General features: G+C 71.8%; 11 protein-coding genes. All 11 read left to right on the top strand.

The features are described 5' to 3' along the window. Positions 1–22 precede the first annotated feature (22 nt). The 11 genes from ACH47X_RS12165 to ACH47X_RS12115 all read left to right on the top strand — a co-directional run bounded on the left by ACH47X_RS12165 (position 23) and on the right by ACH47X_RS12115 (position 12,477). Positions 23–1,207, top strand: a complete 1,185-nt coding sequence (locus ACH47X_RS12165) for an AI-2E family transporter (RefSeq protein WP_397404548.1) — start codon at positions 23–25, stop codon at positions 1,205–1,207. A gap of 4 nt (positions 1,208–1,211) precedes the next feature. Further along, a complete protein-coding gene (locus ACH47X_RS12160) occupies positions 1,212–2,420 on the top strand; it encodes an AI-2E family transporter (protein ID WP_397404546.1) in 1,209 nt (402 codons plus the stop codon). An 87-nt stretch (positions 2,421–2,507) separates the two neighbouring features. Continuing rightward, on the top strand, positions 2,508–3,143 hold the full coding sequence (locus ACH47X_RS12155; protein WP_397404544.1) for a GNAT family N-acetyltransferase: 636 nt from the start codon (positions 2,508–2,510) through the stop codon (positions 3,141–3,143). A gap of 9 nt (positions 3,144–3,152) precedes the next feature. Beyond that, a complete protein-coding gene (locus ACH47X_RS12150; protein ID WP_397404542.1) occupies positions 3,153–4,613 on the top strand; it encodes a replication-associated recombination protein A in 1,461 nt (486 codons plus the stop codon). 200 nt (positions 4,614–4,813) lie between these two features. Beyond that, the gene (rpsD, locus tag ACH47X_RS12145) at positions 4,814–5,440 is read left to right on the top strand and encodes a 30S ribosomal protein S4 (RefSeq protein ID WP_020015444.1); all 627 of its coding nucleotides are present in this window, start codon (positions 4,814–4,816) and stop codon (positions 5,438–5,440) included. Between the two features lie 362 nt (positions 5,441–5,802). After that, the gene (locus ACH47X_RS12140; RefSeq protein ID WP_036967547.1) at positions 5,803–6,219 is read left to right on the top strand and encodes a DUF948 domain-containing protein; all 417 of its coding nucleotides are present in this window, start codon (positions 5,803–5,805) and stop codon (positions 6,217–6,219) included. Continuing rightward, entirely contained in the window at positions 6,216–6,470 is a 255-nt protein-coding gene (locus tag ACH47X_RS12135) for a hypothetical protein (protein WP_020015442.1), read from the top strand. The genes ACH47X_RS12140 and ACH47X_RS12135 overlap by 4 nt, the downstream gene beginning before the upstream one ends. A gap of 146 nt (positions 6,471–6,616) precedes the next feature. Next, on the top strand, positions 6,617–9,310 hold the full coding sequence (gene alaS / locus ACH47X_RS12130; protein WP_397404539.1) for an alanine--tRNA ligase: 2,694 nt from the start codon (positions 6,617–6,619) through the stop codon (positions 9,308–9,310). Between the two features lie 4 nt (positions 9,311–9,314). Continuing rightward, positions 9,315–9,917, top strand: coding sequence for a Holliday junction resolvase RuvX (gene ruvX, locus ACH47X_RS12125; protein WP_397404537.1), 603 nt, complete (start codon positions 9,315–9,317; stop codon positions 9,915–9,917). Positions 9,918–9,959: 42 nt separating this feature from the next. Beyond that, positions 9,960–11,099, top strand: a complete 1,140-nt coding sequence (mltG, locus tag ACH47X_RS12120) for an endolytic transglycosylase MltG (protein WP_397404535.1) — start codon at positions 9,960–9,962, stop codon at positions 11,097–11,099. A gap of 352 nt (positions 11,100–11,451) precedes the next feature. Next, on the top strand, positions 11,452–12,477 hold the full coding sequence (locus tag ACH47X_RS12115; RefSeq protein ID WP_397404533.1) for an endolytic transglycosylase MltG: 1,026 nt from the start codon (positions 11,452–11,454) through the stop codon (positions 12,475–12,477). Positions 12,478–12,479: the final 2 nt, after the last annotated feature.

Here is a 12,479-nt window from a genome sequence, read left to right as displayed (position 1 = left end):
TAACAAAATCGGGAGCATGGCGATGACGGCACAAGCGCCGACGGTAGCGCCGACGACGGCGGCTGAGCCGCCCACCACCCCGCAGGATCCGGCGCCGGGACAGGCCGCCGGACAAGCCGTGCCCCAGAACGTGCCCGCCACGTTCGGCGCCCCGTGGATCCGCTCGGCGGGCGAGGTGGCCTGGAAGCTGGTCGGGATCGTGGCCGCCGTCGCGGTCGTGTTCTACGTGGTGGGCCTGGTCCAGGTCGTGTTCGTCGCCCTGTTCCTGGCCCTGGTGTTCACCACCGTGCTGCTGCCGCTGGGCGACTTCTACGACCGGGTCATGCCGCGCGGCCTCGCCATGGCGGCGTCCCTGCTGACGGCGGTGCTCGCCGTCGGTGCGCTCGTGACCTACGTGGTCTCGTCCGTGGTGAGCCGGTGGGAGGACCTCGCCACCGAGTTCGCCACCGGCCTGACCGACCTCGCCGAGCTGCTCACCGGCATCCCGATGCTGGCCGGCCTCGGCGGTCCGGACAAGTGGCTGGAGGACGGCGGCGCCTGGCTCCAGGCCCACGCCGGCGACTACGCCGGTACCGCCGCCCAGAGCGCCGGGTCGATCGCGGAGGGCGCGACCGCCGTCGTCCTCGCGATCTTCTGCACCGTGTTCTTCCTGACCCAGGGCGGCCGCATGTGGCGCTGGGCGCTGGACTTCGTGCCCGCCGACCGGCACGACCGCTGGGAGGCCGCGGCCGCCGCGGGCTGGAACTCGTTCTCCGGCTTCACCCGGGGCATGTTCTTCGTCGCGCTGTCCGACGGCATCCTGGCCGGGATCTTCCTGTCCGTCGTCGGCGTGCCGCTCGCCCTGCCCCTGTCGGTCGTGGTGTTCCTCGGCGCGTTCATCCCCATGATCGGCCCCGTCGCCGCCATCGTGATCAGCGTGCTCGTCGCGCTGGCCGCCAAGGGCCCGGTGCTCGCGCTCGTGGTGCTGATCGGCATGGTCGTCGTCGCGCAGATCGACGCCAACGTGCTCCAGCCGCTCATCACCGGCAAGCAGGTCTCGCTGCACCCCGTGGTCATGGCGCTGGTGGTGGCCGCCGGCTCCGTGCTCGGCGGCCTGCTGGGCGCCGTCGTCGCAGTCCCGCTCACCGCGGTGGCCTGGGCGGTGTACTGCACGCTGCGCCGGACGGCCCCGGCGCCCGGCACGCCGGCCGTCGATGGGGCAGACTGACTCGGTGCCTGACGCACCACGACCAGCCGCACGGCCCGAGACAGCGCAGCCCGGTGTTCCCCACCGGGACCCTGCGCCGCGCGAGTCCGGGCAGCGCGACTCCGCGCCGCCGCCGTGGCTGCGCACCTCCGCGGGCTGGTCGTGGCGCCTGATCCTCGTCGTCGCCGGTGTCGCCCTGGTCTTCTGGGCCGTGACCCAGGTGCTGATCGTGTTCGTCGCGGTCTTCCTGGCGCTGGTCTTCACCGCCGTGCTCAACCCGCTCACCGACCTCTACGACCGGGTGATGCCCCGGGCTCTGGCCACCGCCGCGGCCATCCTGTCCGGCATCCTCGTGGTCGGCGGCCTCGTGACGTACGTCGTCGTCTCGGTCGCCGGCCAGTGGGAACGGCTCGCGGGGGAGTTCAACACCGGCATCGACCAGATCGTCGGCCTCATCGAGAACAACCGGTTCCCGTTCGACGTCCAGCTCGACCGGCGCGACCAGTGGATCGACGACGCCGCCAGCTGGATCCAGGAGAACTCCCAGACCCTCGTGAGCCGCGCCGCCGAGAGCGCCGGCTCGATCGTCGAGGGCATCGCCGTCCTGGCCCTCGCGATCTTCTGCACCGTCTTCTTCCTCGCGTCCGGCGGCACCATGTGGCGCTGGTTCATGCAGCAGGTGCCCGCCCGCACCCGCGGCCGCTGGAACGACGCCGCCGGCGCCGGCTGGTACACCTTCTCCGGCTACACGCGCGGCACGGTGCTCGTCGCGATCACCAACGGCATCCTCGCCGGGATCTTTCTCTCGATCCTCGGCGTGCCCCTCTCCGCGCCGCTGGCGGTCCTGGTCTTCATCGGCACGTTCATCCCGCTCATCGGCGCGCCCCTGGCCATGATCATCGCCGCCGTCGTGGCGCTGGCGGCCGACGGGCTGCTGACGGCCCTGATCGTCACGCTCGGCATCGCCGGCATCGGCCAGCTCGAGGGGCACGTGCTGCAACCGCTCATCATGGGCAAGCAGGTCTCGCTGCACCCCGTCGTCGTCGCCCTGGGCGTCACGTGCGGCACCGTCGTCGGCGGCATCCTGGGCGCGATCGTCGCCGTGCCGCTCATCGCCGTGGCCTGGGCGGTCTACAGCACACTGCGCAAGCCCCCCGAGGAGGCCGCCGCGGAGGCGGGGGACACGCCGGGCGACGCACCCCACGACGCGGACGACGACATCGGCGAGGCGTGACCGACGTCACGTGCCCGACCCCCGCGGCGTCGGGTCGGAATCTGCAAACCTGCAGGTGAGGGCCTATTTCTGTGGCACCATCGAGGGATGGAACCGTTCGTCCTGGCCACGGAGCACGTCCGCCTGTCCGTCCCCACGTACGCGGACGTCGACGCGATCACCGCGGCCTGCCAGGACCCCGCGGTGGCCGAGTGGACGGTGGTGCCCGTCCCGTACGAGCGGCGGCACGCCGAGAGCTTCGTGCGGTACCACGTGGCCGAGGGCTGGGCCAAGGGCTCCGTCTACACGTGGGCCGTGCGCGCCCCCGGCGACGCCGACGGGCCGCTGATCGGCATGGTCGGCCTCACCAACGAGGGCACCCCGGCCGAGGAGCGCGCGGGGGAGCTCGGCTTCTGGATGACACCGGATGCCCGTGGCAGAGGGCTGTGCACCGAGGCGTCGCGCCTGGTGGTCGACTGGGCGCTGGACCCGGACGGCCTCGGCCTGTCCGTGGTGAGCTGGGTCGCCTACGTCGGCAACTGGGCCTCCCGGCGTGTCGCCTGGCGCCTCGGTTTCCAGGTCGAGGCCACGCTGCGCCGGCACGGTCTGCAGCGTGGCGTGCGGCGGGACGCCTGGGTAGGCACGCTGCTGCCCGAGGACCCGCGGCAGCCCAACGAGCCGTGGCCCGACCATGTGCCCGGTCGTGTGGCGGCCCGGCACGTGGGTGTCAGTGAGCATCCGTAGGCTGGGGCGGTGTTCGACGACCTCTTCAGCACGGTGACGACCGACAGCGCGGGTACCCCGACCGCGCGCGCGTCGTCGCCCCTCGCCGTGCGCATGCGCCCGGCCACGATCGACGAGATAGCCGGGCAGGGGCACCTGCTGGTGCCCGGCTCGCCGCTGCGCCGGCTCATCGAACCCGGCGGGGGCGGTCGCGCCGCGCCGTCGTCCGTCATCCTCTGGGGGCCGCCCGGGACGGGCAAGACCACGCTCGCCTACCTGGTGGCCACCGTCTCGGGGCGCCGCTTCGTGGAGCTCAGCGCTGTCACCGCCGGCGTGAAGGACGTGCGCCAGGTGGTCGAGGACGCCCGGCGCCGGCTCGCCACCGGCGGCGACGAGACCGTGCTGTTCGTCGACGAGGTGCACCGCTTCTCCAAGTCCCAGCAGGACGCCCTGCTGCCGAGCGTCGAGAACCGGTGGGTCACCCTCGTGGCCGCCACCACCGAGAACCCCAGCTTCTCCGTCAACTCCCCGCTCCTGTCGCGCTCCCTGCTCCTGACCCTCAAGCCGCTCGAGACCGACGACGTGCGTGGGCTCGTGCAGCGGGCCGTCACCGACGAGCGGGGCCTGGCCGGGTCGGTGGAACTCGACGAGGACGCCGGCGAGCACCTGCTGCGCCTCGCCGGCGGCGACGCCCGCAAGGCCCTGACGATCCTGGAGGCTGCCGCGGGCGCGGTGCTGTCCGACGACGACCCGCCCACCGGCGAGGACGGCACCACCCCGGTGATCGGCCTGGCCGACGTCGAGCGCGCCGTCGACGTCGCCGCCGTCCGCTACGACCGCGACGGCGACCAGCACTACGACGTCATCTCGGCGTTCATCAAGTCCATCCGCGGCTCCGACGTCGACGCCGCGCTCCACTACCTGGCCCGCATGGTCGCCGCAGGGGAGGACCCGCGGTTCATCGCCCGGCGCCTGGTCATCTCCGCGGCCGAGGACGTCGGCATGGCCGACCCCTCCGCCCTGCAGACCGCGGTCGCCGCCGCCCAGGCCGTGCAGCTCATCGGCATGCCCGAGGGGCGCATCGTGCTGGCCGAGGCCGTGGTGCACCTGGCCACGGCGCCCAAGTCGAACGCCGCCTACCTCGGGGTGGATGCCGCCCTCGCGGACGTGCGCGCGGGCAAGGTGGGCACGGTGCCGCCGCACCTGCGCGACGCGCACTATGCCGGGGCCAAGCAGATGGGCCACGGCGACGGGTACCGGTACGCGCACGACTGGCCGCACGGCGTCGCGCCGCAGCAGTACCTGCCGGACGTGCTCGCCGGCTCGCGCTATTACGACCCGAGCGACCGCGGGTACGAGCGGCAGGTGGGGGAGCGCCTGGAGCGCATCCGGGGGATTCTCGGGAGCGACGGCAGGGCTGACGGCAGGGCTGACGGCACGGACGGCGGCAAGGCCGCAGGCAAGGATGGCAGGGCCGGCGCGGGGAAGTGAGCAGCCCCACGGCGAGCCGGAATGCTCCCGTGCGGTAAGATCTTCAGGTTGCCCATGGCAACGCCCTGGGACCTCGGCCCCGCGAGCACGGTGCTCACGCACCTCGCTCCATCGGCTGGTCCCGCACCCGGTGTGTTCCCTCCTCGTGGGGGAGCCGTGTCCGGGTGTGACCTTCAATATCTACAGGACAGGACATCACAGTGACTTCTGTGACCCGTGCGCGCCGTCAGGTGCGCCTGAGCCGCAAGCTGGGCCTCGCGCTCACGCCCAAGGCCGTCAAGCACTTCGAGAAGCGTCCGTACCCGCCCGGCGAGCACGGTCGTGCCCGCCGTCGCACCGAGTCGGACTACGCGGTGCGTCTGCGCGAGAAGCAGCGTCTGCGCGCGCAGTACATGCTTCGCGAGAAGCAGCTTCTCAAGGTGTACGAGAACGCCCGCAAGCAGGCCGGCCTGACCGGTGAGGTCATGGTCGAGGACCTGGAGACCCGTCTGGACTCCGTGGTGCTGCGTGCCGGCTTCGGCCGCACCATCCTGCAGGCCCGCCAGCACGTGACCCACCGTCACATCCTGGTGGACGGCAAGATCGTGGACCGCCCGTCGTTCCGCGTGAAGCCGGGGCAGACCATCCAGGTCAAGCCGAAGAGCCAGACCACGGTGCCGTTCCAGGTCGCCGCCGCGGGCGCGCACCGCGACGTGCTGCCGGCCCTCCCGGGCTACCTGGACGTCCAGCTCGAGAAGCTGACCGCCACGCTGACCCGTCAGCCGAAGCGCGCCGAGGTCCCCGTGACCTGCGACGTGCAGATGGTCGTCGAGTTCTACGCTCGCTGATCTCGTTCAGCAGTACCGGACGGCCCCGTTCGCGCCACGGCGCGGCGGGGCCGTCTGCTTGCCCGGGGCACGTCGCGGCGCCGGCTCGCTGCCGCCGGCGCGTCGCCTGATGCGCCGTCGAACGTAGAGTTCGTCGCTTCAGGCGGCGTCGAACGTAGGGTGCGTCGGTCCATGAGGGCTCAGAAGCCGACGGACCCTACGTTCGACGTCGGGTCCGTGCTTCGGCGCCGGGCCCGTACTCCGCACCGGCGCACACCGACCCGGCGACGGGCGAGGGGGGCCGCCAGGGGGATAGGGTGATCGTCGACCCCCGGCAGACGACTGTGCCGGACATCCGCGGACCTTCAGGCAGGAGCTTGCGCATGACCCTCGGCGACCTCGGAGACGTGGCGGGACTGATCGCGGCGATCGCGTTCGTGCTCCTCGTGGGCTTTCTCGCCGTCCCGTTGTGGAAGCTGGGCAAGCTCCTGGACGAGGCGCGGTTGAGCGTCAAGGACGTCACCGAGCACTCGGTGCCGATCCTCGACGAGGCCGCGAGCACCGTCGCCTCCGCCAACACGCAGCTCGTCAAGGTCGACACGATCACCACGTCCGCGGCGTCGGTCAGCGAGAACGTGTCCGCGCTGACGGGCCTGTACGCGGCGACGCTGGGCAAGCCCCTCGTCAAGGTCGCGGCGTTCTCCTACGGCGTGCGGCAGGCGTTCGGCCAGGCCAAGGGCCGGTCCGGCCGGCACGCCGGCAGCGACACGAACGTGGGCGCGAGCGGGGCCGAGGCGTGATCCGCCGCCTGTTCTGGGTCGGCGTCGGCGTGGCCGTCACCGTGGTCGTGATCCACAAGGGCCGCCAGATCGTCGCCCGGTACACCCCCGAGGCGGTCAGCGAGCGCGCGGCGGCCGCGGTCGACGACGCCGGTGTGCGGCTGAACCGGATGGCGCACACGTTCCGGTCGGACTTCGCGACGGCGCGCGCCGAGCGCGAGGCCCAGCTGATGGCGTCGCTGCGCGGCGAGCTCCCGGGCGACCAGCGGTAGCGGGACACCGCCCGATCTTTCAGTTTCCGTCTGCCGCGCTACCAGCGGCAGAATAGGCACGTGCCCGGGCAACGGTCCGGCACCGTAGTTCGTGCACCCTCCAGCACGACCCACCAGTACGACCGAGAAGAAGGACCACTGACCTCATGCGCACCGCCGAGATCCGCAAGCGTTGGCTCGACTACTTCGAAGCTCAGGGCCACGCGGTGGTGCCGTCGGCGTCGCTGATCTCCCCGGACCCGTCGACGCTGTTCACCATCGCGGGCATGGTGCCGTTCATCCCGTACATGACGGCCCAGCAGACCCCGCCGTGGACCCGCGCCACCAGCGTGCAGAAGTGCGTGCGGACGCTCGACATCGACGACGTCGGCAAGACCACGCGGCACGGCACGTTCTTCCAGATGAACGGCAACTTCTCGTTCGGTGACTACTTCAAGGCCGACGCCATCCGCATGGCCTGGGACTTCCTGACGGGCTCGCTGGAGGACGGCAAGCTGGGCATCGATCCCGACAAGCTGTGGGTCACCGTCTACTACGAGGACGACGAGGCCCGCCAGCTCTGGAAGGACATCGTCGGCCTGCCCGACGAGCGCATCCAGGGCCTCGGCAAGAAGGACAACTACTGGTCCACCGGCCAGCCCGGGCCGGCCGGCCCGTGCTCGGAGATCTTCTACGACCGCGGCCCCGCCTTCGGGCCCGACGGCGGCCCGCTGATCGACGAGGGCGGCGACCGCTTCGTCGAGATCTGGAACCTGGTGTTCATGCAGTACGCCATCGACGACGTGAAGTCCAAGGAGGACTTCCGGATCGTCGGCGAGCTCGCCAAGAAGAACATCGACACCGGTATGGGCCTCGAGCGTGTTGCCTTCCTGCTCCAGGGCAAGGACAACATGTACGAGATCGACGAGGTCTTCCCCGTCATCGAGGCCGCCGAGAAGCTGTCCGGCAAGAAGTACGGCGAGAACCACGACGACGACGTGCGCATGCGCGTCGTGGCCGACCACGTCCGCTCGGCCCTGATGATCATCGGCGACGGTGTGCGCCCTTCCAACGAGGGCCGCGGCTACGTGCTGCGCCGTCTGCTGCGCCGCTCCGTGCGCGCCATGCGCCTGCTCGGCGTCGACGGCGTCGCCCTGCCGTCGCTGCTGCCGGTCTCCAAGGACGCGATGGCCCCCTCCTACCCGGAGCTGGCCACCAACTTCGAGCAGATCTCGGCCGTCGCCTACGCCGAGGAGGAGGCCTTCCGCCGCACGCTGGCCTCGGGCACCACGATCCTGGACAGCGCCGTGGCCGGCCTGAAGAAGCAGGGCGGCGAGCACCTGGTGTTGCCCGGCGAGGCCGCCTTCCAGCTGCACGACACCTACGGCTTCCCGATCGACCTGACCCTCGAGATGGCCGCCGAGCAGGGCGTCCAGGTGGACGAGAAGGCCTTCCGCTCGCTCATGCAGGAGCAGCGCACCCGTGCCCGCGCCGATGCGCTGGCCAAGCGCACCGGCGGGGCCGACGTCGCCGCGTACGAGGCCCTGGAGAAGGAGCTCACCGCCCCCGTCGAGTTCCTCGGCTACACGCAGACCGATGCCACCGTGCGCGTCGTGGGCCTGCTCAGCGGCGGCGTGCCCGCCCCTGCCGTCACCGCCCCGGCCGAGATCGAGGTGGTCCTGGACCGCACGCCGTTCTACGCCGAGGCCGGTGGCCAGCTCGCCGACCACGGCACTATCGTGCTCGACAGCGGCGCGACCATCGAGGTCGACGACGTGCAGCGCCCGATCAAGGGCCTGAACGTGCACCGGGGCCGCCTGGTCGAGGGCACGGCCGCCCTGGGCGACCCGGGCACCGCGCAGATCGACACGGCCCGCCGCAAGGCCATCAGCCGCGCCCACTCGGCCACGCACATGATCCACAAGGCCCTGCACGAGCTCGTCGGCCCGGACCGCACGCAGGCCGGGTCGGAGAACGCGCCGAGCCGCATCCGGTTCGACTTCCGCTCGCCGTCGGCCGTCTCGGCGTCGGCCCTGACGGAGATCGAGGAGCGCGTCAACGTGCGCCTCGCCGACAACCTCGAGGTCACCGACCAGCTCATGCCGATCGCCAAGGCCCGCGAGGCCGGCGCCATGGCGCTGTTCGGCGAGAAGTACGGCGACGTCGTCCGCGTGGTCTCCATCGGCGGTGACTGGTCGCGCGAGCTGTGCGCCGGCACGCACGTCAAGCAGACCGGCCAGCTCGGCCGGGTCACGCTGCTGGGCGAGTCGTCGATCGGCTCCGGCGTGCGCCGCGTCGACGCCCTGGTGGGCGACGGCGCCTACGGCTTCCAGGCCAAGGAGCACGCCCTGGTGGGCCAGCTCACCGGCCTGCTCAACACGCGCCCCGAGGACCTGCACGAGCGGGTCGGCTCGCTCGTGACGCGCCTGAAGGAGGCCGAGAAGGAGCTCGCCACGCTGCGGCAGGGCCAGCTCCTGGCCGTCGCCGGCAAGCTCGCCGCCGAGGCCCCGCGCGTCGGCGACGTCCGCGTCGTCACGCACGACGCCGGCGAGGCCCAGGCCGACGACCTGCGAGCCCTCGTGCTCGACGTGCGCGGCCGCCTCGGCGAGGCGGAGCCCGTCGTGGCCGCCGCCGGCGGCGTGTCGGGCGGCCGCCCCGTCGTGGTCGTCGTGACCAACGCCGCCGCCCGTGCGGCCGGCTACAAGGCCGGCGACCTGGTGCGGACCGCCGCCCAGACGCTCGGCGGCGGCGGCGGTGGCAAGCCGGACATGGCCCAGGGCGGCGGCACCGACCCCGCCAAGCTCGGCGAGGCCCTCGCGGGCATCGCCGAGGGCGTGCGCCTGGTCGCCGTCGGCGCCTGACGTCGTGACGGACACCGGTACCGAGCCGGGCCTCCCGCGGGGGGCCCGGCTCGGGGTCGACGTCGGCATGGCCCGGATCGGGCTGGCCGCGAGCGACCCCGACGGCCTGGTCGCCACGCCCGTGGAGACCGTGCCGCGCGTGCTGGCGGGCTCGGGGAAGCAGGGGGCACCGGGCGCGAAGCAGAAGGCGCAGGGCGCGAAGGCGCGGAGCGCCACGGGCACGACGGCCGACGTGCAGCGGATCGTGGACGAGGTGGTCGAGCGGTTCGCCGCCGTCGTCTACGTGGGGCTGCCCCGGCACCTGTCCGGCAAGGAGGGCGCGGCCACCGCCGACGCCCGCCGGTTCGCGGCCCGGCTGACCGTCGCGCTGGCCGACGCGGGGGAGCGGGCCGCGGTTCGCCTCGTGGACGAGCGGATGACCACGGTCTCGGCGCACCAGGCCCTCCACGCGGCAGGCCGCAAAACCAAGAAGCACAGGTCCGTGATCGATCAGGCCGCAGCCGTTATCATTCTGCAATCTGCACTCGACGCGGAGCGGGCGAAGGGGGAGCGCGCCGGCGAGCTCGTCGTGGTGGAGACCGTGCACGACACGCACGACCGACCGTAGCGCCACCCCCTACACCCCCCGACGAAGGACAGTGAGTCTCCGGTGACGGACCTCTTCACGGCGCCCCCGCGCCCCCAGGCAGATCCCTCGTTCCCCGGCCCGCGATCGGACCGAAGGGCGCAGCGGCGGCGCCGGCGGAGCCGGCGGGGCCGCTCGCTGGTCGTACTGCTCGTCGCTCTCGTGCTGGTCGGCGGATCCGGTTACGCGATCTGGACCAACCTCGACTCCCTGACAGGCCTGACCAACCCGCTGGAGTCCAAGGACTTCCCGGGACCGGGTGGCGACCAGGTCAACGTCGAGATCCCCGAGGGCGCGACCGGCACGGTCATGGGCCAGCAGCTGTACGAGGCGGGCGTGGTCGCCAGCGTGTCCGCCTTCACGACGGCGTTCGAGGCGAACCCGGACTCCGTGTCGATCCGGCCGGGCACGTACAACATGCTCGAGGAGATGCCCGCGAAGGACGCCGTCGCGCTGCTCGTCAAGAGCGAGCGGGTGGACCTCCAGCTCACCATTCCCGAGGGCTACACGGTCAAGCAGATCGTGGAGCGCGCGGTGCAGGTCACGGGCGTGCCGGCCGAGGACTTCGAGGCCGCGCTGGAGAAGCCGTCCGAGTTCGGCCTGCCGAAGCAGGCCGGCGGCAACGCCGAGGGCTGGCTCCACGCCGGCACGTACCCGCTCAAGCCGGACGAGGACACCGCCGTCGGGCTGCTCACGGAGATGGTCGACCGCACCGAGCAGGCCCTGCGGAAGAAGGACATCCCCACCGGCGGCTGGCAGACCGTGCTGACCAAGGCCTCGCTGGTCGAGCGGGAGGGCCTGCACGCGGAGGACAAGCCGAAGATCGCCCGGGCGATCGTGAACCGGCTCGAGGACGGCATGATCCTGCAGATCGACGCCGCGGTCGCGTACGGGGCCGACAAGCCCGGTACCGAGCTCACCAAGAAGGACCTCGCCAACGCGAAGAACAAGTACAACACCTACCAGCACACGGGTCTCCCGCCGGGCCCGATCGCGACCCCGGGTGATACGTCGATCGATGCCGTGCTGAACCCGGCCCCTGGCGACTGGAAGTACTGGATCACCGTCAACCTCGACACGGGCGAGACCAAGTTCTCCGAGACCTACGAGCAGCACCTCGCCTACCAGCAGGAGCTCCGCGAGTGGCAGGCCGCCAACAGCTGAGGGTGACTAATCCCGGGAGTTGGCCGGGAATGTACAGATCGGGGTAGCGTTCGCCGCACCCGGGCTGTGATGTGATCGTGACATGTGGCTGAATTCTGGTTGCATAGTCGTGTTCCCGGTTGGTGACCAGCGTGGATCGGCCAGTGATCCGCGCACCGTAGAGGATGGAGCGAGCGTGACCGAGGCCCTTCCCGGAGTGGACTATCAGGGGCCACCGAGGCACGCCAGCGGCCGACGCGGAGGCCGGGGGGACCGCGACGGGCAGCACCGCACAGGGCGGCGGAGCAGTGGGGGACGCAGCGGGAGGCGCGGTGGAGCCCGGGGCGGCGGTCAGCGAGGCTCGCTGCGCCCGGTGCTCATCGCCGTCGTGGCGGTGCTGGTCGTCGTCGGCGCGCTCGGCGCGTGGACGGTGAAGAACGACGGCTACCTGTTCGGCATCAAGACCCCGCTCGCGGCCGCGGACTACGAGGGCACGGGCGGCGAGCCGGTCGACATCGACGTCCCCGAGGCCGCCAACGGGTACACGATCGGCGCGGAGCTGGCGGCGAAGGACGTCGTGGCGAGCTCCGAGGCGTTCGTGCGCGCGTTCAACGCCAACCCGGACGCCGCGGGCATCCAACCGGGAACGCACACCATGAAGCTCCGGATGAGCGCGGAGTCGGCCGTGGCACTGCTCGCGGCGAACGACGTCAAGCGGGGCGGCCTGACCGTCGTCGAGGGCTACACGGTGGCGCAGATCAAGGAGACGATGGTCGAGCAGGGCTGGCCCGAGGCCGACGTCGACGCGGCCCTCGCGAACACGGAGGCGCTCGGCCTGCCGCCGGAGGCCAAGGGCGAGCTGGAGGGCTGGCTGGCGGCCAGCACGTACGACGCCAAGCCGGAGTCCACGAGCGCCGCCGACGTGCTCAAGCAGATGGTCGCCCTGACCATCCAGGAGCTCGACGCCCTCGACGTGCCGGCGAAGCAGCGCAACGACCTGATCATCAAGGCCTCGCTGGTCGAGCGCGAGGCGCCGGACGAGTACCGCGGCGAGGTCGCCCGGGTGATCGACAACCGGCTGGCGAACAACGAGCCGCTCGGACTGGACGCCATCGACTCGTACGGGCGCAACAAGCCGTCCCACCTGATCACCACCGAGGAGTTCCAGGACAAGTCGTTCCCGTACGCGTCCCGGGTGGTCGCGGGCCTGCCTCCGACCGCGATCGGGGCCCCGAGCAACGCCTCGGTGGAGGCCGTCATGAACCCGCCGGAAGGCCCGTGGATCTGGTACGTCACGGTCAACCTGGAGACGCAGGAGACCAAGTTCACGGACGACTACGACGAGTTCCTGGCCTTCAAGGACGAGTACCAGGCCTGGGCAGCGGAGAACGGCTACTGAGC

Origin of the sequence: Promicromonospora kroppenstedtii, assembly GCF_044389675.1 — a bacterium.
Taxonomy (GTDB): domain Bacteria; phylum Actinomycetota; class Actinomycetes; order Actinomycetales; family Cellulomonadaceae; genus Promicromonospora; species Promicromonospora kroppenstedtii.
The sequence above is the reverse complement of the archived record's forward strand: the minus strand, read 5'-3'. Positions and strand labels throughout refer to the sequence as shown.